Origin of the sequence: Crystallibacter permensis, from assembly GCF_025960875.1 — a bacterium.
Taxonomy (GTDB): Bacteria; Actinomycetota; Actinomycetes; order Actinomycetales; family Micrococcaceae; genus Crystallibacter; species Crystallibacter permensis.
In genome coordinates this window covers 164,047-186,498 of sequence record NZ_JAODLR010000006.1, presented here as the reverse complement: position 1 = coordinate 186,498, position 22,452 = coordinate 164,047, and the positions used below count along the sequence as shown (strand labels likewise).

Below are 22,452 nucleotides of genomic sequence, written 5' to 3'. Positions count from 1 at the left end.
GGCAACTGAAATTGAACACAACACATAAGGATTTTTCATGAAGGTATTGGCAGCGATGAGCGGCGGAGTCGACTCCGCCGTGGCAGCAGCGCGCGCGGTGGAGGCCGGACACGATGTGGTCGGCGTCCACCTGGCGCTGTCCCGCATGCCGGGCACGCTGCGCACCGGCAGCCGCGGCTGCTGCACCATCGAGGACTCCCGCGACGCCTGGCGGGCCTGCGACATCCTGGGTATTCCGTACTACGTCTGGGACTTCTCGGAGCGGTTCAAGGAAGACGTGGTGGATGACTTCATCGCCGAGTATGCCGCCGGGCGCACCCCGAACCCCTGCATGCGCTGCAACGAGCGGATCAAGTTTGCCGCGCTGCTGGAGAAGGCGCTCGCGCTGGGATTCGACGCCGTATGCACGGGCCACTACGCCAAGGTGATCGAGGACGCGGACGGCAACCGGGAGCTGCACCGTGCCGCCGACTGGGCCAAGGACCAGTCCTACGTGCTCGGCGTACTCACCCACGAGCAGCTCAAGCATTCCATGTTCCCGCTGGCCGAGACCCCGTCCAAGGCCGAGGTCCGGGCAGAGGCCGAGCGGCGCGGGCTCTCCGTGGCCAACAAGCCGGACAGCCACGACATCTGCTTTATTTCCGACGGCGATACCCGCGGCTGGCTGGCCGAGAAGATCGAGATGGAAACCGGGCAGATCGTGGACCAGACCGGCGAAGTGGTCGGGGAGCACGACGGCGCCAACGCCTTCACCGTGGGCCAGCGCCGCGGCCTGAAGCTGGGCCGCCCGGCAGCGGACGGCAAGCCCCGCTTTGTGCTGGAGATCCGGCCCAAGGAAAACAAGGTTGTGGTTGGCCCGGAGGCGCTGCTGGCTGTGGACCAGATGCGCGGCATCAAGGTTTCCTGGGCCGGCGTGCCCATCGCCGAGGTCGCGTCCCGGACCGATTTCGACTGCATGGTCCAGGTCCGCGCCCATGGCGATCCGGTTGCGGCCCGCGCACAGGTGCAGCCCGCCGACGACGGCCGGCCCGAACTGGTGGTCACACTGGTGGAGCCGATGCGCGGCGTGGCGCCGGGGCAGACCATGGTGCTGTACCAGGGCACCCGCGTGCTGGGACAGGCCACCATCGATTCGGCACGTTCACTCAGCTGGGATCCGGCACAGGTTTCCTGAGCTATTACGCTGGCCTTATGGCAGCGGTTAAATGGCGTCCCGTTATCGTCTTCATTGTGCTCGCGTACGCGCTCGCGTGGCTGGCGGCGTTGCCGCTGTGGCTTGGCGGCGGTCTGCGGGACCCGCTTTTCGGGGTTTATGCGGTACTGATGATGTTCACGCCGGCGGTCGCCGCCCTGATCGTCAGCCGTTTCGTGGACCGGCCCGCGTCGATTCCGCGGGAACTCGGACTTGTCCATGTGCGCCCGGTGGGACGCTTCCTGCTCTACCTCGGCCTGGGCCTGGTGGTCCCGGTTGTCCTTGTCATGGGGGCACTGACCATAGGGGCCTGGCTGGGCGTTTACCCGGCTGACTTCCAGAACTTCTCCGGATTCGAAGCTGCCCTCCGCGAGCAGACCGAGGCTGTCGGCGCACCGCTGCCGGCCATCCCCATCGGCGTCCTGGTGGCCGCGCAGTTCATCAATATGTTCATCGGGACCATCATCAACACGGTTCCGGCCCTCGGCGAAGAGCTCGGCTGGCGCGGCTGGTTGCTGCCGCGGCTGATGCCGCTCGGTGCGCCGGCCGCGATCGTGGTTTCCGGCGTCGTATGGGGGTTGTGGCATGCCCCGCTGATCCTGCTCGGCTACAACTACCCGGACGGACCCGGCTGGCTGGGCGTCCTGGCCATGTGCGGCATGTGCATTGTGTTCGGCGGTGTTTTTGCCTGGCTGCGGCTGCGCTCGGATTCGGTCTGGCCGGCGGCGCTGGCCCACGGCGCCCTCAACGCGTCCGCCGGGCTGATGTTTGTCTTCGTGATGGCCGGCACCGGATTCTCCACCTTCCACGCCGGCGTGCTGGGCTGGTCAGGCTGGATCCTGCCGCTGCTGCTGATCATGGCCCTGGGGCTTGCCGGCCAGTTCCGCCCGGCGGCTTCATACAGAGTCCAGAGGACGCAAAGCCCGACGGCGAAACCCTAGACTGGACGCATGACTGAACCACGCCTTGCTGAAGATTTCGATCCGTCGGCCAGCTCCTTGTCCGGAGAGGTTGCCCCTGAGATCATGGCGGAACTGTTGTCAGTGCGGGGCAGTATCGACAACATCGATGCGACGCTCGTGTACCTCCTGGCGGAGCGGTTCAAGGCCACGCAGCGGGTGGGATATCTCAAAGCGCGCTACAAGCTGCCGGCGGCAGACCCGGACCGGGAGGCTGCCCAGATCACCAGGCTGCGGCGCCTGGCAGAGGAGGCGCACCTCGACCCGGCTTTTGCCGAGAAATTCCTGAACTTCATCATTTCCGAGGTCATCAGGCACCACCAGGCCATTTCCAACGAACACAACGGCTCCACAAGCCGCGACGCTGACCAGGACGAGTCAGCCGGAGTATGACCAGCCCACGAGAAGCACCTCCGGCTGCACCGGAGCAAACCGCACTGTCCGTCACCGCGACCGGGCTGGGCAGCTGGCCGGGCACTGACCCGACGGAGGCGGCACGGACCATCCGCGGCGAGCTGGGGGAGCCCAACCTGCCGCATCTGGTAGAACTGCCGGACAGGGGTGTCGGCTCCGACCCGGTGGGCCGTACCGCAGCCATGCTGCTGGAACTGGCCGTAGACCTCCAGCCCCACGGCTGGCGTCTGGTTGACCGACCGGGGCTGGACCACCGCCGGGCGGCGTCTGCGCTGAGCACCGATGTCAACGTGCTTGCAGACGTTGCCGGCGCGGAAGAGGATCCGGGTTCACAGTTGAAACTGCAGTTCCGCGGACCGCTCTCCATGGCAGCCAATCTCTATCTGCACAACGGCGAACGGGCCTTGCTGGACAGCGGTGCGCGCCGTGACATTGCCGAGTCCCTGGCGGCCGGCGTCGTCGAACATCTGCAGCGGGTCCGCACGGCGGTGCCCGGCGCGGACATCATCATCCAGGTGGAAGAGCCGGAGATCGCACAGGTCCTGGCCGGAGCCATTCCGACTGCCAGCGGCTACCGCACCCTGCGGGCTGTTCCCGAACACGAGGTGAGTGCGCAGTGGCGCCAGCTGGTGGAGTCGCTGCACGCCGCCGGTGCCCGGCAAGTAGTCGTGGCGCTGCCCGGGGCGGATGCTCCGTTCGATCTGGTCCTGGACGGCGGCATGGACGGCGTCGCCGTTGCGCTTGAGGGTTTGACCACCGTCCAATGGGAGGCGCTGGCAGCAGCGGCCGAAGCGGACAAGGGCATCTGGCTGGGGGCGGTGCAGGTCGGCCGTCCCGTCCAAGAGCCTCCGCGCGTCACCGCCATCGTGGATTCCGTCCTGCGGCCCTGGCGGCAGCTCGGGCTTCCGCTGTCAAGGCTGCCCCAGCTCCGGCTCACGCCGTCAACCGGACTGGCCGGCCAGTCGCCTGAGGCGGCCCGCCGGATCCTGACGCGGCTAAGCCAAAGCGTGGATGCACTGAACCAGATTGTCGCCGAAGGATAGCTCCGGCCGGCCAACTGCCCGGCATCCGGCCTGACGCCCGGACCGCCTCGCGGACCGGGCGGTCAGCCCTGGGATGGCACCATCCGGTAGGAGAACGATCCCTGGTATTCAAGCACGGTGCCCATTTGGCGTTGCAGTACCTTGGTGCGGATCCGGAAGCAGTCTTCGGAGCGGTCCCACCATTGCTCGGTGAAGGCGGCGGCTTCCAGCAGCCGCGGCAGGCCCAGCCGGATCCTGCCGGCGCCAAAACTGGTCCGGCGGGAGACCAGCCGCATCCGTCCGTCTGCTCCCACCGAGCAAGCCAGGTCGGTCCGCACCGTGCCGCTGCGACCCAGCACGTCCGTCAGCCCGGCCGCGTCCTCCCACACCGTCGTGTCCTGCATGGTGCGAGTGCCGCCGTCGAAGTCGATGGTCCGGACGGCGGTCAGGGCTGGCCAGCCGGATGCATCCAGATGGGCGCGGTTTTCAATGCTGAAAGGCACGTCCCGCTGGTATTCCGGGAAGAGCGCATGGTCCCGGCCGGCGAGCCGCAGGAGCGGACGGAGCACAGGGCGCGGACAGCCGGCGACGTCGAAAATCCCGGTGCCGAGACCAACGGCGGGACCGCCGGCAGCGGCCGGGCCGGATCCCGCCGCCAAGCTGAAATACTCCTGCAGTTCGGGTTGCAGCAGTGCGAAGTCCTTGCCCATGGCCAGCTGGTAGACCGAAACCATCCGGGTTCCCTAAAGCCGGCCGGCGGCTTTGAGCCGGATGTACGTATCGGCCAGCTGCGGCGGCAGCTGGTGCGGATCGGCGTCCACCACTTCGGCCCCGAGCTGCTTGATCTGCTGGGTGATGGCGGCCCTGTCCAGGAGCGCCCGTTCCGCGGCGGCTGCCCGGAAGACATCGGTGGCGGTGCCGCGCTCAGCCCGCAGCGCATCCAGCAGCGGATCCCGGACGGAGGCAACCACCACCACGTGCTTGGCGGTTAGCTGGGCCAGCATCGGCAGCAGAGACTCCTCGGCCGAGCCCGAATCCAGGGACGTCAGCAGCACCACCAGCGATCGGTGGGAGGAAATGTTGTGGACCTGCGCGGGGATCTGCGACCAGTCCGCTTCGATGAGCTCCGGCTCCACCGTGGCCATCGCGTTGACCAACTGATTAAGCAGGTTCCCCTTGGACGCCGACCTGACCGTCGCGCGGGCCCTGCGGTCGAACGCGACGAAATCCACGCGGTCACCGCCCCGCTCGGCCAGTGCCGCCAGCAGCAGGGACGCTTCGATGCCGGTGTCCAGCCTGGGTTCGTTGTCGATCCTGGCCGCCGCGGTGCGGGAGGTGTCCAGCACGATCACCACGCGGCGGTCGCGTTCCGGACGCCAAGTGCGTACGACGACGGCCTGCCGCCTGGCGGTGGCGCGCCAGTCGATCGAACGGACGTCGTCGCCTCGGACGTAGTCGCGCAGGGAATCGAACTCGGTCCCGGCACCCCGGATCTGGACCGCGGCCTTGCCGTCGAGCTCACGCAGCTTGCGCAGTTTCGAGGGCAGGTGCCGTTTGGCGTGGAAGGGCGGGAGCACGCGCAGCCGGGCGGGGGCGGGCACGGAGAGCTGCCGGGCGGCCAGGCCCAGCGGCCCCAGCGACCGGACGGCTACATGGTGCGCCAGCAGATCGCCGCGCCGTTCGGGACGGAGCCGGACCGCAAGCAACCGCCGCTCGCCCGCCGGAATGGTGATCCGCTGCACCGGGTTTACGGCACCGGCGGAAGGCTGCCAGCCGTCCCGCAGGACCGCTTTCAGCTGGCGGGTCCCATGGTTGGTCAGCAGCAGTTCCGCGGTGCATTCTTCTGTCAGGCGGACGCTCGAGGGTATCCGGCGTTCCAGACCGACCTTCCGCGGCGAGCCGGCCAAACCTATATCGGCCGCCAGCAGCACGGCCAGAAACAGGCACCACCACAGGGCCGTCTGTCCGGTGGGGAACAGGATCAGCGGGAAAATGCCGGCCAGTGCCAGCAGAATGAACCGTCCGGTCAGCGCCATTGGAGCCCCATCACGTCAGCGGGGAACCGGAACGGTGGCCAGGATGCTGTGCAGCACATCATCGACCTGCACCCCATCCATCTGGGCTTCGGGGCGCAGCCCGACGCGGTGCCGCAGGGCCGGCAATGTGAGGGCCTTCACATCGTCCGGTGTGACGTAGCTGCGGCCGGAGAGCCAGGCCCAGGCTTTAGCCGTATTGAGCAAGGCGGTAGCACCACGCGGCGAAACTCCCAGCTGAAAGCTCGGGGCGGAACGGGTGGCGCGGGTGATGTCGACGATGTAGCCGAGCACTTCCGCGGAGATGCTGACCCGCGCGACGGCGGCACGGGCCTGGGCCAGGTCCTCGACGGAGGCAACGGGCCGTACGCCGGCGGCCTGCAGATCGCGGGGGTCGAAGCCCATGCTGTGGCGGCGGATGATTTCGATCTCGGCGTCACGGTCCGGCAGGTTCATGGTCATTTTCAGCAGGAACCGGTCCAGTTGTGCCTCGGGCAGCGGATACGTGCCTTCGTACTCGATGGGGTTCTGCGTGGCGGCGACAATGAACGGTTGGGGCAGCTTCCGGGCCACGCCGTCCACGGACACCTGGCGCTCTTCCATCGCCTCCAGGAGGGAAGCCTGGGTCTTCGGCGGCGTCCGGTTGATCTCGTCGGCCAGCAGGATGTTGGTGAAGACCGGGCCGTGGCGGAAGGTGAATTCGGCTGTGTGCGCGTCGTAGATCAGCGAGCCGGTCACGTCGCCGGGCATCAGGTCCGGGGTGAACTGGATGCGTTTGGTATCCAGGCTCAGCGCGGCGGACAAGGTGCGGATCAACAGTGTTTTCGCCACACCCGGAACGCCCTCCAGCAGGACGTGGCCGTGGGAAAGCAGGGCTATGAGCAGTCCGGTAACTGTGGCGTCCTGGCCGACCACCGCCTTGGCTACCTCGCTGCGCACATCCAGCAGCGCCTGGCGGAGGCGGTCGTCGGAGGTGCCCGGACCAGTCGGAGAGTGTGGCGCCGTAGGTCCATCTGCCGAGGTGGATCGCCGCGCCGCGGTGCCCGCCATGGAATCGGCTGCCTGCTGCGGATAGTCGCTCATTGGTCCAGGATCTCTTTCTCTAGGGAGTGCAGGGTCTGTGCCCAGTCCACCAGCTGGGATTCGCTTTCGGGAATGTAGGTCCGCAGCAACCGGTCCAGCTCGACGGCGGGCCGGTTGCTGTGCCGGGCCACGGCATCGACGACGGCGGCCGCACTACTTCCGGCGCCCAGGCGCAGCTTCGCAGCCAGCCGGGTCAGGGTTGCCGCACGCAGGTTCGCGGCTGCGCGCCGGATGGACTTGGAGTCCTGGTACAGCCGGGCTCGGCCGGCGGCGGTTTCCGCGGCGGGTACGACGACGGGCAGCGGCTCCTGGATCAGCTTGCCCAGGCGCCGTCCCCGCCACAGCATGGCGAGCACACCCACGGCCAGCAGCCACAGCGTGACGGGGGTGACCCAGGCCGGCAACAGCGCCAGCGGGCTTTGCGGCTCGTCCGGTACGGCGAGGTCCGACAGCGAAGGCCGGTACCAGACGAGCCGGTCGGCACTGCCCAGGGTGTTCAGTGCCAGGGCGGCATTCCCCCGGTCGACGATTTCCTCATTGCTCAGGACATGGCCGGCGCCAAGCACCACCGTTCCGCCGTCCGCCGAAGTGACATAGGAGGCCGCAGGCTCGGCCCCGGTCTCGAACGGAAAGCACATGACGGGTCCGCGGTAGCCCAGGCCACCGCGACTGATGCTCCCGGCAGGCTGCGTAACGGAATCCTGTGCGTCCGGCGCCGGACTGCCCCCGCCGTCGTCGTTGGCCATGCATTCCGCAGCCAACGGGCCGCCCTCCTCCGGAACCCGCCCGGCCGCAGTGACCTCCGGCGCCAGTTCCTGCAGTTGCTGGAATCCGGGCCGGACCAGGACCGTGGGCCCTCCATGGTCGGACAGCCGGGCCAGCTGCTCCGGTTCCAGATAGTTGTTGGCATCGTGGAACAGCAGGGTGCCGCCGTCCTCCAAAGCGCCGAGCGTCTCGTCCAGCGAATCCGTGGCGATCACCTCAACGCCCTGCTGCCGCAGTACTTCGGCCACCGCCATGGCGCCATTCGGGGCAGGGTTGGCGGGGGAGAGGTCCTCGCGGTCGGCGGGAGGCGAGCGCAGCAGTTGGACGAGGACAGCGGCGATGAGCAGCACGCCCAGCAGCAGCCAGAAACTCCACCGGCGCAGCCGTTGCCTCGCCACCGACCACGCGGTCTGCTCGCCGCTGGCCTCCCCGATGTCTGCCGATGCGCGCGCGGCCGTTGCCTGGCTCATCGCGGCACCGCCAGATCCGACGGTGCGCGCGGGCCGAACACGGGACTGGTACCTGCAAGGGCACCGAATAGACTGTGCACCGCGTTGTAGTCCTGCTCCGATGCCGGGACGTTGCCGTAGCGCACGCCGTCGAACAGCGCTGCGCTGCGGCGGACTTCCGCAGCGTGCCCGGGAAAAGCCGGCGCGATGCTGGCAGCGGCTTCGTCTGCCGTCTGGCCGGGCTGGGGCTGCAGGATGACGCGTTCCTCCATCGCCCGGACCAGCGCGCGGAATTCCTCGGCGACGGCCGTGTTCCACTCCTGGCTGGCCGCGGCAGCTGCTGCCCGCTGGCGGTGTTCGGCAGCAGAGAGCCGGGCAGCGCCGTCGAAAACCTCGGCGGCGCCGCGTTTGCGGGCATTCAGCCGCGGCCGGACCAGCCAGATGGCGGCGCCGATGACCAGGACTGCCGCCAGGACGATCAGCGCCGTCCCCAGGTTCGGGTTCACTCCCTCCAGGGACTCGATGAGATCGGTAAACCAATCGGAGACGGCGGTAAGCATCCGCTCGAGCAGGCCTGGTCTGGCCTCCTGGTACGGCTCCTTGGCCAGCTCACGGATAAGCAGTTCGCGCGCTTCGTCCTCTCCCGGAGTCACCGGAGGGACGGCGGCCGGAGCCGGAAGTAGCGCGAAAACCGGCGGAACCGATAAATAGCCGGCGATCACGGCGCTCCGGGACTGCCGGGATACCCGGACGGACCGGGCTGGCCGGGCTGGCCAGGCTGGCCGGACGGGCCGGCCGGGCCGAAGGGTCCGGAGGCATCCAAGCTTGCGGCGTTTCCGGGGCCGGAGCCGAGGCCGGGGATGGTCCGGGTTTCGCGGCCCGCGGCCTGCTCATGTTCACGCAGCAGGACAACGTCGAATCCCTCGCGGCGGATCCGCAGGTCGGTGTAGACCAAGGCGATGACCGCTGCCTGGAAGGCGTAGCCGATCGCGGAGAACAGGGAGGAAACCAGCATGGACACCAGCGTCAGGGGGCCCATCGCGGTCAGCATGGCTTCCGGGTCGGACGGGTCTCCCATGGCCGGGCCGGCCAAGCCGAGAAGGAAGGAGATCGGCATGCTGATGATCGAGGTGATGACGCCGACAATGATGGTGCACAGCAGCACGATGCCGAAGGTCCGCCACCAGCTGCGGTTGGTCAGCTGCCAGGACCGGACGAAAGCGCCGAAGATGCCCTTGCGCTCCATAACGACGACGGCGGGAGCCAGCATCAGCTTGACGCCGATCCAGATACTCAGGAACGTCAGCGCCAGAATGATCCCGACGATGATCCATACCGAGGTCACTCCGAGCTGGTCGGCGAGGAAGAACGAGCCTGCAATGACGGCCACCAGCGCCACTACGGTCAGGACCAGGTACAACAGGCCCATGCCGATGAGAGCCCAGATCCGGCCTCGTGCCAGTGACCACATCAGGCCGAAGCTCGTTTTCTGGTTGACCGTAGCGCGGGCGGTCGGAATGGCCAGCAAGCCTTGCAGCAGCAGGATCCCTACGCTGGAAAGCAGCCCCAGCACCAACGAGGAGGTCGCCAGGGACAGCACCAGCGCGATGGCCGATTCGTCCGACAGTTCTTCATTGGTCATGACCTGGAGCCCGCCCAGCAGGGAAATGATCAGGCTGCCGGCGAGCCAGGCCAGGATACTGATGCCGATCTGGAACAGGACGGCCGTGCCGAAGACAGCAGCCGCGTTCTTGCGGGCCGCCTGGAAGGCGCCGTCCAGGATCTCGCCCACGCCGAGGGGGCGCAGCGGAATGACCCCTGGTTTCGGCGGAGCCACATAACCGTTGTGGCCGCCGTACGGATTCGGCGGAGTCTGCCAGCCGGCGGGCTGCCCGTAATGTGGCGGACCGCCCGGACCGTAAGGACTCTGCTGACCCCACTGGGGTTGCTGGCCCCACTGGGGCCGGCCGGGCTGGCTCTGTCCCCAAGGGCCCGGCTGCTGGGACGGCCCCGGGGCCGGCTGCTCCGGCTGCTGCGCGGCGCCGTCTGATCCCTGAGCCATGGAGTTCCCCTTGTCGCTTGTTGACCACCCGGAACGCACGGCGAGAGCCGAAGTGCCGTCGTCGTGGCGTGTCGGCCGGCAGGCTTACCGGCCGTACGAAGTGCTAGCCTCACAACAGCCTATAGTTTCCGTCTCCCAACTTCACTCAGCACTCGGCCGAAGGGTCACCGGGAGGGAATGTAGCGCTGTACCGCACTGTGCCCGACGCGACATGGCAAGGGCCAATAGGGGAATATGGAGATATGAAGGCACGCATACTTGTCGTAGACGATGATGAGGCTTTGTCCGAAATGATCGGCATTGTCCTGCGCAATGACGGATTCGATCCGGTGTTCTGCGCGGACGGAAGCCAAGCGGTGGAGGTTTTCCGCAGTTCCAAGCCGGACCTTGTGCTCCTGGACCTCATGCTGCCCGGTATGGACGGCATTGAAGTCTGCCGGCTGATCCGCGGCGAGTCCGACGTGCCTATTGTCATGCTGACGGCAAAATCCGACACCTCGGACGTCGTCCGCGGACTGGAATCCGGTGCCGACGATTATGTGCCCAAACCCTTCAAGCCTGCCGAACTCGTTGCCCGCGTGCGTGCCCGCCTGCGGCCCGGAGACCAACGCGCGCCGGAAACCTTGCGGATTGCCGACGTCGTTATTGATGTGGCAGGCCACGTGGTGCATCGCGGTGACGAGAAGATTTCGCTGACGCCGCTGGAATTCGACCTGTTGGTTGCGCTGGCGCGTAAACCCTGGCAGGTATTTACCCGCGAACTTCTCCTGGAGCAGGTCTGGGGCTACCGCCATGCCGCAGACACCCGGTTGGTCAACGTCCATGTCCAGCGGTTGCGTTCCAAGATCGAGCGGGATCCGGAAGCGCCCGAGGTGGTCCTGACCGTCCGCGGCGTGGGATACAAGGCTGGCCAAGGTTAGTTGAATCCCGCGCTCACGCGGTGGTTATCGGGGCTGAAGGCGGCAGCCGCCCCGTATTGGCGCGCCGTTCTGGCTGGCCGCGACAAGATAGCGGCCAGGTGGCGGCGCTCGCTGCAGTTCCGTACGGTGACGGCAACCGTCCTGCTGACCGCCTTTGCGTTTCTTGGCGTGGGCGCCTTCCTCTCCAGCCAGATTGCCTCGGGCCTTTACCAGGACCGGCTGCAACAGGCGGAAGCGGAGTCCCGGCAGGAACTGAACCGGGTGAAGGGTATTTTCGAAAGCTCCGCAGCCAGCGACCGGGCCACTGTCACCAGCATGGTGGCGGACACCCTGAAGTTGCTCGAGAGCACCGGCGGCGGCACGCCACGCTACTACCTGCTGACCCCCATGAAGGACGCGCAGAACCTCTACGTTGCCAGCCGGTCAAACACCAGCATTACCGCGAGCATCATTCCTGAAGGGCTCAGCCAGGCAGTCGCCAGCGGGACCGGGCAGTACCGCCAGCCCATGGCACTGCCCCGGGGAGACCACGATGTACCGGCAATCGCGTTCGGCACCCAGGTGTCGTTGCCGCCGGGCAACACCTACGCGCTCTATCTGATCTACGACCTGTCCGCAGTCCAGCAGACTCTGGACTTCATCCACGGCATCCTCTGGATCGGCGGAGGCCTGCTGCTGATACTCACCGGTGGGATCGTCTGGCTGCTGACGCGCGCTGTGGTGCATCCCGTGAGCCAGACCGCCATCGCGGCCGAGAAGCTGGCGGCGGGTCAACTGCAGGAACGGGTGGAGGTGCGTGGCGAGGACGAACTGGCGCGGCTCGGCGAGTCATTTAACCGGATGGCGGCCAGCCTGCAGGAACAGATCACCCAGCTCGCCACGCTGTCGGAAATGCAGCAGCGGTTCGTTTCCGACGTTTCCCACGAACTGCGGACCCCGCTGACCACGGTGCGGATGGCAGCCGAGGTCCTCTACGACGCCCGCTCCGACTTCGACGCGATCAATTCCCGCTCTGCCGAACTGCTCTACCACCAGGTGGAGCGGTTCCAGGCGCTCCTGGCGGACCTGCTGGAGATCTCCCGTTTCGATGCCGGCGTGGCGGTGCTGGAAGCAGAGCCAACCGAAATTTTCGACGTCGTCCGCCACGCCATGGAAGGTGCCCAGCCATTGGCGGAGAACTCCGGTTCGGACCTTGAGCTGGTCTCCGCCGAAACCAGCTGTGTCGTGGAGATGGATCCTCGCCGCATCGACCGGATCCTGCGCAACTTGCTTGTCAACGCCCTGGAGCACGGCGAGGGGCAGCCGGTGGAAGTGATTGTGGCTTCCTCCGAGGATGCCGTTGCCGTTGAGGTGCGCGACCACGGCATCGGGATGACCCCGATGGAAGCCTCCCGGGTTTTCGACAGGTTCTGGCGGGCCGATCCGGCCAGGGCACGGACCACCGGCGGCAGCGGGCTCGGGCTGTCCATCGCGACCGAGGATGCCAGGCTGCATGGCGGCTGGCTGCAGGCCTGGGGCCAACCCGGGAAAGGATCCTGCTTCCGGCTGACGTTGCCGCGGCGGCGGGACACAGTGCTGACGCGGTCGCCGCTGCCGCTGCCGCCCGCAGAGGCCCATGGCGGGCCCGCGGAAATCTCCGCACCGGAACGGCAGGATGTGCAGGTCACGATGGAGGGGGAACACCATGCAACGGACGTTGGGTAAGCGCAACGGCGGGCCGGGTGCACTGCTGCGCGCCGTCGTCGTACTTCTTACCGCTTTGGTCATGCTCAGCGCCTGTTCCTCGATTCCGATGTCGGGGCCGGTGGGAACCAGCCAGGGCGAAGAGCCCCAGACCCAGGCAGCCGAGTACACGTTCACTCCGCCGGGACCTGTCAAGGGCGCGAATCCGAAGGCCATCGTTGAGGGCTTCCTGCTCGCGGGGACCGCCGCCCAGGACGACTACCGCACGGCGCGCGAATTCCTGGCACCGTCGCTGGCGGGCGAATGGCAGCCGGTGGAGCGCACAGTTGTCTACCGGAATGCGGCGAACGTCGTCGGCTCTCCCACAGACACCGAATTTGTTGTGCAGCTCGAAGTGGCCTCGGTCATCGACGAACACGGGATCCGTGAGCCCGCGGCGGAGGGCGCCACGGAGTCGGTGCCGGTGGTGCTGACCGAGGTGGACGGGCAATGGCGGATCTCCAAGATCCCGGACGGGACGATGGTCTCCAACGTCGATTTCCAGACGCTGTTCTCCGCCTATAACCTCTACTTCTACGACGCTACCTATACTTACGCGGTACCCGATGTGCGCTGGTACGCCAGCCGCCAGGGGGTATCGGCGGCGATTGTCTCCTCGCTGCTGGAAGGGCCGGCCCCGTACCTCAGCGGCGCGGTGATCAGCGCTTTCCCCGAGGGATCCACGCTGGTCAGGCGCTCGGTGCCGGTGGAAAGCGGGGCGGCCACGGTGGACCTGTCCGCCGAAGTCCTGACCGGCACCACCTTCCTGCGCCGACAGCAGATGCAGCAGCAGCTGGAGCTGACGCTGGGCGGACTGAACACGGTCAGCACCGTGCACATGACCGTGGACCAGCGCGAAGTCGATCTTGGGCCGTCCCCGGATCCTGCCTTCCAGGCCGCCGTGACCAATCCCGCGGTCGGCAGCCTCCAGATCGGCGTGCTGGACAACGAGCTGACGTTCTACGAAGGTTCCCGTCCCGTCGAGCCGCAGAACCTGCCCGCCGTCGCAGAACTCAACCCCCGTGATCCGGCCATGTCCCTGGACCAGGAGCACTTCGGATTCCTGAACGCGGAGCGCAACCGGATGTACGTTATTGGCGCGGACAGGACTGCGCATCAGGCGGTGGCCGGAACACAGTTGACGGCCCCCAGCGTAGATCCGTTCGGCTGGACCTGGACTGCCGCCGGCGACCAAAGCGGGGCGGTGTATGCCATCGCCCCTGATGAGGCGCGAACGCGGGTCGACGTCACCGCCCAATGGTTCTCCGAGCGGACCATCGAGGAACTGCGGATCTCGCGGGAAGGAGCACGTGCCCTGGTCATCGCTCGTGAAGGGGACGAGTCCAAGGTCTACGTTGCCGGCGTGGTCCGGGACCAGAATGGACAGCCGCGCAGCATCAGCACGCCGATCGAGCTGGACGCCTCGGTCCCCGCGGATTCAGGAGTGTGGGCCAACGAATCAACGGTGATCGTCATGCAGTCATCGGCGGACGAGCCGGTGGAAACCGAAATTTTAAGGCTCGACGGCGGCTCGCAGCAGATGGCGCCGCTGACCGGAATGCTGGACATCAGTGCCGGCAACGGAGACCAGGACGTTTATGCTCAGACGGAGGAAGCGCTGTATATCCGGGTCGGCAACAGCTGGGCGCCGCAGCCGCCGCCGCTGGTGATTGACCCCTCGTTCCCGGGATAAGCCGCCAGGCAGTCCAATAGGGCTGTCCGTTCGGCAGGGAGTGGCTCGTTGTCCACAAGCGGCGCACGGGCGTTGCCGGGCTGTCAAGGGTGCGCGAGGCTGGAAGCATGTGGTTCCCCACCGTGTTTGATGCTGTGTACTTCCACTCCGCAGTACAGCGGGTGCTGCGGTGGACCGCGGAGTTCGGACACCTTGTGCTGCCTACCGATTGCGTCAGCTGCGGGGCCGAGGACCACACGCTGTGTCCGCCCTGCCGAAGCAGGCTGCGCAGGGCGACCGTGCGGCCCTACCGTGCCGAGGACGGAGCCGAGTCGTTGCCCTTCGTAGGGACGGACCTGACCTGGGTTCTGCCGGTCATGGCTGCCGGCCGCTACCGGCACGAGCTGTCCCAAGCGATTCTGGCCTACAAAAACCAAGGCCGGACGGACCTTTTGCACGTGCTGGCCCCGGCGCTCGCAGCCGCTGTCCACGCCGCGGCGCACATCGACGGCGGCCGTCCAGGAGTTTTTCTGGTTCCGGTGCCCTCCCGCTCCAGTTCGCGCAGACGGCGCGGCTACGACCCGTTGGACCTGCTGCTGCGCCGGCTGGAACGGCAGAAACTCCTGCCGCCTGAATTGTCCGTGCTGCGCGCGGCCTGCGTCCGGTCCGGTATGGCCGGATTGGCGAAAGGCATCCTGCCGGCAGCTTCGCAGAAGTCGCTGGGCAAATCCGGCCGGCGCAGCAACGTCTCCTCGTCCATGCGGATCAAGCAGCGGTACTCCGCGTCCCTGCAGAACCATCACTGCATTCTGGTCGACGACGTGCTCACAACCGGAGCGACCCTGGCCGAGTTGACGAGGGTCCTGCAGGAGGCAGGCGCAGTGGTCGATGCAGGCGTGGTTGTGGCCGCGACAACCGCGCCCTCTGGAACGGCCTGAAATATCGCGACACGAACCGGAATCAGCCGCAGGCGTAATGGGCGCGGATCCGCGCCATTGCAAGGCAGAAGACAACAATCTGCGGCCTTTTGGGAAAATTCCGCGGGGGAGGGGGTGAATAAAGGATGACGTTGCCTTAACGTGAAGTATGGGCTCCGCAAAAAGGACGAGAACCCGTCTTCAGCGACTGGGAGGAGAAATTTTCTTCAGTCGCTGTTGTGTCATCTAAAGCAGTTATGGAGGGCACCATGGAATTCAATATCAACGGCCGCAACCTCTCGGTCTCCGACCGGTTCCGGGAATACGCCGAAGAGAAGATCTCCAAAATAGAGCAGCTGGGCGACAAGGTCCAGCGCTTGGATGCCAAAATCACGAAGGAACTCAACGCTCGTCAGGCGGACAGCTCCATGACCGTCGAACTCACAGTGCTCGGCCGTGGCCCCGTAGTTCGTGCGGAAGCCTCTGCAGCCGACAAATTCGCCGCCTTCGATCTGGCCTACGGCAAGCTCATGGAACGCCTTCGCAGGGCCCGTGACCGCCGCAAGGTCCATCACGGACGCCACAACCCCAAGGCAGTCCACGAAGCGACCGCGTCGCTTGAGCCTGCTAGCACTACCAAGCCGCTGCATGTCGAGACGTCGGAGGCAAACTTGAATGGCTCCACTCCGTCGGCGCAGACGGACGAATCCAACGCCTATGAAATAGAGAATGATATTCCTGCCGGTGATTCGCCGGTCCTCATCCGCCGGAAGGTCTTTCCGGCCCCGCCGATGACTCTCGACGACGCCGTCGACAACATGGAACTCGTCGGGCACGACTTCTACTTGTTCATCGATTCCGCGACCAACTCGCCGAGTGTGGTCTACCGGCGCCGTGGCTGGACCTACGGCGTGATTTCGCTGGACGCCGATTGCAAAGAGGAATCCACCGCGAAGGAAGAGCTTCTGGCGTACAGGGCAGCAGAAGGCGCAAACGCCTAGAACCTGCGGCCCGGCGCAATCCGGTGCCTAGGATAGGTGGATGGCTGCACCCCTAAGTCTCCGCCAGGCCCGGCGCATTGCGCTCGCTGCACAGTCCCTCCACAAGGAGCGGCCCACCGGTCTTGTTTCGGCAAGAACGGTGGGCCGCACTTTTGACCGGCTGCAACTGATGCAGATCGACTCAGTGAACGTGCTGACCCGGGCCCATTACCTGCCCTTGTTCTCCCGGTTGGGTAATTACGACGTCGAAATCCTGCATCGCTTTGCGGGCAAGGCTCCGAGACGCATGGTTGAGTACTGGGCGCACGAAGCCAGCTACATCCGGCCGGACCATTTCAACGACCTGCGCGTGTGGCAGAAACGAAAGTGGGTTGGCGCCTCTGCCATGGACCCGGAAACACGGGATGACCTGTCGGAGCGGATCATGCAGGCTCTCGCCTCGTCGCGTCCCTTGACCGCCCGAGCCGTTGCCGAACGGATTGGTCATGCCGAAATCCGTTCCACAACCCAGTGGGGGTGGAACTGGAACGCGGCCAAACGCGTGCTTGAAGACCTGTTCGAGCGCGGTGACATCAGCGCTGCTGGCAGAAACGCCCAGTTCGAGCGGCTCTACGCTTTGACCGGGAAAGTGATGCCCAAGGGCATCGATCCCGCTACACGACCTGAGAAACACGACGCGATGGTTCGGTTGATGGATGCCGCCGCAAGAGCCCATGGCATCGGTACGCTCAAATGCTTCGCCGATTACTTCCGGATTCCGGTTCAGCCGGCCGCAGCGGCCCTGCAGCAGCTCCTGGCCGAAGGCAAAATGGAAGAAGTATCTGTCGACGGATGGCAGGGACCGCACTATCTGCACACCGGGGCGCTCCGTCCTCGTACGGCGAGAGGCCGCGCTTTGCTCGGGCCTTTCGACTCGCTGGTCTTCGAACGGCGCCGGCTGGAACGCCTTTTCCACTTCCACTACCGGATCGAGATTTATACCCCTGCCGCGCAGCGGCGCTACGGGTACTACGTCCTGCCGTTCCTGCTGCGGGAGTCCTTGTGTGCCAGGGTGGACCTCAAGGCAGACCGGTCGGCCGGCCTACTGTTAGTCAAGGGCGCGTTCAGCGAGGCGGATGCACCTGCTGATACCGCCGTCGAACTTGCTGCCGAATTGGAGCTGATGTCGCGCTGGCTTGGTCTGGAGGGCGTCCGGGTCGAGGACCGCGGGGATTTGGCTGGGCCGCTTACAAATCTGCTGGCGGTCCACCGCCGAAGTTCACTTGTCCGCCCTGCGGGAACCAAAGCAGAGGTTGATACGTCTCTCCCGTAGACTGATGAAGCCAGAATTCTGTGCAAACGACTGGGAGCAATGTAGTGCCATCGATTCTCGAGCGAGTCCTAAGAACCGGCGACAAGAAGACGCTGAAGAGGCTTCGCAACTATGCTGACGCGATCAACATTCTCGAAGAAGACTTCAAAGCCCTCTCGGATGCTGAGCTTCGCGGCGAGACTGACACTCTGAAACAGCGTTACCAGGACGGCGAGCATCTCGATGATCTCTTGCCCGAAGCGTTTGCCGCCGTTAGGGAGGCGTCCAGCCGCACATTGGGCCTGCGCCACTTCGATGTCCAGCTCATGGGCGGCGCTGCGCTTCATCTGGGCAATATCGCCGAGATGAAAACCGGTGAAGGCAAGACCTTGGTCGCGACAGCTCCTGCCTATCTGAATGCCTTGACCGGCAATGGCGTCCATGTGATCACGGTCAACGACTACCTGGCCGAATACCAGTCCGACCTGATGGGCCGTGTCTATCGCTTCCTCGGGCTGACCAGCGGCTGCATCCTGTCCAACCAGAACCCCTCCGTCCGCCGCGAACAGTACAACGGCGACATCACCTATGGAACCAACAACGAGTTCGGCTTCGACTACCTCCGCGACAACATGGCCTGGAGCAAGGACGAACTGGTCCAGCGAGGGCACCATTTCGCAATCGTTGACGAAGTGGACTCGATCCTGATCGACGAGGCCCGTACCCCGCTGATCATCTCCGGGCAGGCCGCGGGGGACGTAAACCGCTGGTACACAGAGTTCGCCCGCGTGGTGAAGCGGCTGAACGTTGAGGACGACTACGAAGTCGATGAAAAGAAGCGTACCGTCGGTGTGCTGGAATCCGGCATCGAAAAGGTCGAGGACTACCTCGGCATCGACAACCTCTACGAGTCGGCCAATACTCCTTTGATCGGGTTCCTCAACAACGCCATCAAGGCCAAGGAACTGTTCAAACGCGACAAGGACTACGTCATCCTGAACGGCGAAGTCCTCATTGTCGACGAACACACGGGCCGAATTCTCGCCGGCCGCCGCTATAACGAGGGTATGCACCAGGCCATCGAGGCTAAAGAGGGTGTGGAGATCAAGGCCGAGAACCAGACGATGGCCACGGTCACGCTGCAGAATTACTTCCGGCTCTACGACAAGCTGTCGGGCATGACGGGTACGGCCGAAACCGAGGCCGCCGAATTCATGAGCACCTACAAGCTCGGCGTCGTTCCCATTCCTACGAACAAACCGATGGCCCGTGCTGATCAAGCAGATCTGATCTACAAGAACGAACTGGCCAAGTTCGACGCCGTCGTCAAGGACATTGCCGAGCGCCACGAAAAGGGACAGCCGGTCCTCGTCGGTACCACGAGCGTTGAAAAGAGCGAGTACCTGTCCAAGCAACTGGCGAAACAGGGGGTACGCCATGAGGTGCTGAACGCCAAGAACCATGCGCGTGAAGCCGCCATCGTCGCCCAGGCCGGGCGCAAGGGTGCGGTCACGGTAGCAACGAACATGGCCGGCCGTGGTACGGACATCATGCTTGGCGGCAACGCGGAATTCAACGCGGTGGCCGAATTGGAGAAGCGCGGACTTGACCCTGCGGAAAACCCCGAAGAGTACGAAGCGGCCTGGCCTGCGGCGTTTGAGGCCGCGCAGAAGGCTGTGAAAGCGGAACATGACGAGGTCAAGGAGCTAGGCGGACTCTACGTGCTCGGTACCGAGCGCCACGAGTCGCGCCGGATCGATAACCAGTTGCGGGGACGTTCCGGACGCCAGGGCGATCCCGGCGAGTCGCGCTTCTACCTCTCACTGACGGATGACCTGATGCGCCTGTTCAACTCCGGTGCAGCCGAACGCATCATGAATTCGTCCCGTATGCCTGACGATGTTGCGCTGGAATCCAAGATGGTCTCCAAGGCAATCGAAAATGCCCAGGGCCAGGTCGAGGGACGCAACGCTGAGCAACGCAAGAACGTGTTGAAGTACGACGACGTGTTGAACCGCCAGCGCGAGGCAATCTACGGCGACAGGCGCCGCATTCTCGAAGGCGATGACCTGCATGAGAAGGTCGCGTTCTTCCTCGAAGACGTCATCACGGCCATGGTGGATGAGGCGACCCAGGAAGGTCACGGCGATGACTGGGACTACGAGCAGCTCTGGACGAACCTCAAGCAGCTGTACCCGATCCAGTTGACCATCGACGAAGTGGTCGAGGAAGCCGGCGGCAAGTCCAAAATCACGGCAGACTTCCTCCGCGAAGAAATCGTTTCGGATGCCAAGGTCGCATACGCTCAGCGTGAAGAGGCTCTTGGAGCCGCAACCATGCGCGAGCTGGAGCGCCGGGTCGTACTGTCCGTGATCGGCAGGAAGTGGCAGGAACACCTCTATGAGATGGACTATCTCAAGGAAGGTATCGGCCTCCGCGCGATGGCACAGCGCGATCCTCTGGTGGAATACCAGCGTGAAGGTTTCATCATGTTCCAGGCGATGATGGAAGCCATCCGCGAAGAGAGCATTGGGTATCTGTTCAACCTTGAAGTCAAGGTCAAAGAACCTGCTCCGACAGGTCTTCCCGGTGTAACGGATGGCCGCAGCGCAGTGCGGGCACCGGAAATAACCGCAGCAGGTCTGGAGGCGCCTCAGCGGCCGGCGTCTCTGCAGTTCACAGCTCCCACTGTTACCGGCGAAGCAGTGACCCGGGTCGAGCGGCAGAACTCGGGCAAGCCGGGTAGCCAGACTCAAGCTTCCGAAGGCGGAAAGGCAGCAAAGGACGCCAAACGTCGACGGAAGTAAATCGCTCCTGACCTGTCGTCACCCGATTTCCAACGCGGCGACCTTCCAGAGTCCGCGCCTGAATTCAAGGCGCAGCGCCACGGCGCGGACTCTGGATGCTTCGGCGATCACCAGCGATGCTTCGTAGGCGCTGTCCGAGACCTGGCACACGCGGGAGGAACGGATGGTGGCACTGCGGTGGAGCCGTAGGACGGTTTGTCCAGCGGCAGCGCGGCGGTCCTGCCGTTCCCTGACCAGTCCTGCGCGCCGGGCGACCTTTTCGTAGCAGACAGGATCAAGCCAGCGAGCCAGCTGCTGGACGGGACGGGTGCCACCGATCGCTTCCATCGCGGCCTGAGCCACGGATCTCGCGGTAGCAGTTACCTGCCGCAGTTCCTGGGCGTCCGTCCCGTGGGTTTGCTCTGCTACCGGCCCGCCCGGCGCCCGATCCGTTGCCTGGTCAGCCGGCTTCGAAGGACTGCGTGGCTGCAGCCGGATAACGGGTGCGAAGTAATCCTCCGGGTCCGGCGACCTCACAGGGCGGACCGTGAGCGGCCGAGGTGCTCCGCTGGCAGGCGCAAGCGCCTGTACCTCGGTTAGCTCACGGTCCGAGTGTTCCGGCTTATCCTGCCGCAAAGGGGAGACGTTGTTCATGGCATGGCCTTTCCTCATCTGACGGTGCGATTGCGAGTTCAACGGTTGGCGGGGGCTAGAAGGACTTGTCCGGGCAGAAGTACGGCCGGATCCGGCCCGATGACATCCTTGTTGGCGGAATACCATCTAGGCCAATGGGCCGCTATCTCGGTGTCGGTGGCAAACTTGCCCAGATCCTTGGCGGCGATATCCCACAGCGTGTCTCCGTGTCCCACAGTCACGGCCCGGCTTTCCTCGTTCGTCTGGCTGATCGGCCTGGCAATGAGGCCCGGCGACACCGGAGGTGCAGTCGGCTTCCACAAAGGGCTGACCGATCGGGATTCACCTGCTGAGGCCGAGGCTGGGGCCATCCGGAAGTATGGGGAAACTGCACTGTTCTGGAGTGCCGCCGACTGGGATACGGTGTCCGTGCCCGTTACCGGAGCCGCAGCATTGGCCACCACCGGTGCGGCCAGGACGTTGAGTCCGATAACGGCAGTAGCGAGCCGCTTCATGAATGCGGGGCTGCAGGAAAAGGAAACAGCCGCGAGGCTGGCATGTCCGGCACGCTCAAGCACGGCGCCGACGACAGCGCAGACGATGCCAACCAGCCACCAAGCGACAATCGCCAAGCCAATGAGCGCCGCGCCGGAAGCTAGCAATTCCGGATAAGTGTGCAAGAGCAAGGGACGCCATATTCCCTCGTCGTCGAAGCTAATGCGCCCTCCCGACCACAGCAGCGCGGTGCCGCAGAGCGGAATCATCACGGTGACGACTGTGTCCGTTCCCATCTTCTTCATGTCACGCTCCACGCTAAGATTGTTCTGTTTGATGTCGTTTGGCTTCATTTGATGCTCTTGAACCTGCTATGACTCATGATGATGACATCAGAGCGCGGCACTGTAAACCCCTTTGGCGCAGTTTGACCCTCTTTGATGCTGCTTCTAGGCTGGAGCAGTGCGATGGGACTCGTTGTTTGCCGACATGGAAGCGCAACTGCATGCCGCCGGCCAGCGGGGGCTTGAGTCCGAGGCCAACGAGATTGCGCGGCTGAACCAAGCCGAGACATCGCTAGGGGACCGGTTGCGGGGGCAACTCGGTTCGGGGATCCGGCTGACAGTATCCGGCGGACTGCAGTTCACCGGGGCCTTGGCGCACGTTGGGTCCAGCTGGCTGGTCCTTAACGAACGAGGCAGGAGCATTCTCGTGCCGCTGGCGGCCATTCAGCTATTGGAAGGGCTAACCCGTAGCGCGTCAGTTGAGAAGTCATCCGCGGCGAAGCGGCTCGGCATGGGCTCGGCGCTGCGCGCGCTGGCACGGGACCGAGCCGACGTCGTACTGCATCTGGCGTCGGGCTCGACGGGCAGGACCGTCAATGGCATGATCGATCGCGTTGGCAGTGATTTTTTGGAGCTTGCGGCTGTTCCTTCAGGCGAGGCACGGCGAGCCGGTAACGTGCGGACTGTTTATGCCGTCCCATTTACTGCGATTGGGGCCCTGACCTCAAGCCGCGCAGGAGATTGAATCGGCC

The 22,452-nt window shown here is 65.1% G+C and carries 20 protein-coding genes; 12 read left to right on the top strand and 8 right to left on the bottom strand.

The window, feature by feature from the left end; all coding sequences use genetic code 11:
- Window positions 1–37 precede the first annotated feature (37 nt).
- Genes mnmA through B0G38_RS09620 form a run of 4 tightly spaced genes read left to right on the top strand, consistent with a single transcriptional unit; the run spans window position 38 to window position 3,608 of the window.
- Entirely contained in the window at window positions 38–1,174 is a 1,137-nt protein-coding gene (gene mnmA / locus B0G38_RS09635) for a tRNA 2-thiouridine(34) synthase MnmA (protein ID WP_264669236.1), read from the top strand.
- 17 nt (window positions 1,175–1,191) lie between these two features.
- Window positions 1,192–2,133 (top strand): CPBP family intramembrane glutamic endopeptidase, encoded by a 942-nt coding sequence (locus tag B0G38_RS09630; protein ID WP_264669235.1) that lies wholly within the window; start codon window positions 1,192–1,194, stop codon window positions 2,131–2,133.
- A gap of 9 nt (window positions 2,134–2,142) precedes the next feature.
- Window positions 2,143–2,544 (top strand): chorismate mutase, encoded by a 402-nt coding sequence (locus tag B0G38_RS09625; RefSeq protein ID WP_264669234.1) that lies wholly within the window; start codon window positions 2,143–2,145, stop codon window positions 2,542–2,544.
- Window positions 2,541–3,608, top strand: coding sequence for a uroporphyrinogen decarboxylase/cobalamine-independent methonine synthase family protein (locus tag B0G38_RS09620; RefSeq protein WP_264669233.1), 1,068 nt, complete (start codon window positions 2,541–2,543; stop codon window positions 3,606–3,608). Before B0G38_RS09625 ends, B0G38_RS09620 begins: the two co-directional genes overlap by 4 nt.
- A gap of 62 nt (window positions 3,609–3,670) precedes the next feature.
- Here B0G38_RS09620 and B0G38_RS09615 read toward each other — a convergent pair whose 3' ends face one another.
- From B0G38_RS09615 to B0G38_RS09590, 6 genes are read right to left on the bottom strand one after another with little or no spacing between them, the layout of a single operon-like run.
- Window positions 3,671–4,321, bottom strand: a complete 651-nt coding sequence (locus B0G38_RS09615) for a DUF4166 domain-containing protein (RefSeq protein WP_264669232.1) — start codon at window positions 4,319–4,321, stop codon at window positions 3,671–3,673.
- Window positions 4,322–4,330: 9 nt separating this feature from the next.
- A complete protein-coding gene (locus tag B0G38_RS09610; RefSeq protein ID WP_264669231.1) occupies window positions 4,331–5,623 on the bottom strand; it encodes a DUF58 domain-containing protein in 1,293 nt (430 codons plus the stop codon).
- 15 nt (window positions 5,624–5,638) lie between these two features.
- Window positions 5,639–6,703, bottom strand: coding sequence for an AAA family ATPase (locus B0G38_RS09605; RefSeq protein WP_264669230.1), 1,065 nt, complete (start codon window positions 6,701–6,703; stop codon window positions 5,639–5,641).
- Complete coding sequence (locus B0G38_RS09600) at window positions 6,700–7,938, bottom strand: DUF4350 domain-containing protein (protein WP_264669229.1); 1,239 nt, start codon at window positions 7,936–7,938, stop codon at window positions 6,700–6,702. Before B0G38_RS09600 ends, B0G38_RS09605 begins: the two co-directional genes overlap by 4 nt.
- Window positions 7,935–8,639 carry a DUF4129 domain-containing protein gene (locus B0G38_RS09595; protein ID WP_264669228.1) on the bottom strand — a complete coding sequence of 235 codons (705 nt, stop codon included), beginning with the start codon at window positions 8,637–8,639 and terminating at the stop codon, window positions 7,935–7,937. The genes B0G38_RS09600 and B0G38_RS09595 overlap by 4 nt, the downstream gene beginning before the upstream one ends.
- Window positions 8,636–9,979, bottom strand: coding sequence for a glycerophosphoryl diester phosphodiesterase membrane domain-containing protein (locus B0G38_RS09590; protein WP_264669227.1), 1,344 nt, complete (start codon window positions 9,977–9,979; stop codon window positions 8,636–8,638). Before B0G38_RS09590 ends, B0G38_RS09595 begins: the two co-directional genes overlap by 4 nt.
- Before the next feature lie 242 nt (window positions 9,980–10,221).
- Here B0G38_RS09590 and mtrA point away from each other — a divergent pair, with 242 nt between their 5' ends.
- The 7 genes from mtrA to secA all read left to right on the top strand — a co-directional run bounded on the left by mtrA (window position 10,222) and on the right by secA (window position 20,309).
- Window positions 10,222–10,899, top strand: coding sequence for an MtrAB system response regulator MtrA (mtrA, locus tag B0G38_RS09585; RefSeq protein ID WP_169994053.1), 678 nt, complete (start codon window positions 10,222–10,224; stop codon window positions 10,897–10,899).
- Window positions 10,900–12,603 (top strand): MtrAB system histidine kinase MtrB, encoded by a 1,704-nt coding sequence (gene mtrB / locus B0G38_RS09580; protein WP_413542050.1) that lies wholly within the window; start codon window positions 10,900–10,902, stop codon window positions 12,601–12,603.
- A complete protein-coding gene (locus B0G38_RS09575) occupies window positions 12,584–14,314 on the top strand; it encodes an LpqB family beta-propeller domain-containing protein (RefSeq protein ID WP_264669226.1) in 1,731 nt (576 codons plus the stop codon). The genes mtrB and B0G38_RS09575 overlap by 20 nt, the downstream gene beginning before the upstream one ends.
- A 107-nt stretch (window positions 14,315–14,421) precedes the next feature.
- Window positions 14,422–15,231 (top strand): ComF family protein, encoded by an 810-nt coding sequence (locus tag B0G38_RS09570; protein ID WP_264669225.1) that lies wholly within the window; start codon window positions 14,422–14,424, stop codon window positions 15,229–15,231.
- Window positions 15,232–15,479: 248 nt separating this feature from the next.
- On the top strand, window positions 15,480–16,211 hold the full coding sequence (gene hpf, locus B0G38_RS09565) for a ribosome hibernation-promoting factor, HPF/YfiA family (RefSeq protein WP_264669224.1): 732 nt from the start codon (window positions 15,480–15,482) through the stop codon (window positions 16,209–16,211).
- Between the two features lie 40 nt (window positions 16,212–16,251).
- Window positions 16,252–17,523: a winged helix-turn-helix domain-containing protein gene (locus B0G38_RS09560; protein WP_264669223.1), complete on the top strand. Its 1,272-nt coding sequence runs from the start codon at window positions 16,252–16,254 to the stop codon at window positions 17,521–17,523.
- Window positions 17,524–17,567: 44 nt separating this feature from the next.
- Complete coding sequence (gene secA / locus B0G38_RS09555) at window positions 17,568–20,309, top strand: preprotein translocase subunit SecA (RefSeq protein WP_264669222.1); 2,742 nt, start codon at window positions 17,568–17,570, stop codon at window positions 20,307–20,309.
- 18 nt (window positions 20,310–20,327) lie between these two features.
- On the opposite strand, the gene B0G38_RS09550 is transcribed toward secA, so the two are convergent.
- Both B0G38_RS09550 and B0G38_RS09545 read right to left on the bottom strand, forming a co-directional pair.
- Window positions 20,328–20,942: an Rv3235 family protein gene (locus tag B0G38_RS09550; RefSeq protein WP_264669221.1), complete on the bottom strand. Its 615-nt coding sequence runs from the start codon at window positions 20,940–20,942 to the stop codon at window positions 20,328–20,330.
- Between the two features lie 38 nt (window positions 20,943–20,980).
- Window positions 20,981–21,769: a LysM peptidoglycan-binding domain-containing protein gene (locus B0G38_RS09545; RefSeq protein ID WP_264669220.1), complete on the bottom strand. Its 789-nt coding sequence runs from the start codon at window positions 21,767–21,769 to the stop codon at window positions 20,981–20,983.
- A 109-nt stretch (window positions 21,770–21,878) separates the two neighbouring features.
- Here B0G38_RS09545 and B0G38_RS09540 point away from each other — a divergent pair, with 109 nt between their 5' ends.
- Window positions 21,879–22,445, top strand: a complete 567-nt coding sequence (locus B0G38_RS09540) for a hypothetical protein (protein WP_264669219.1) — start codon at window positions 21,879–21,881, stop codon at window positions 22,443–22,445.
- Window positions 22,446–22,452: the final 7 nt, after the last annotated feature.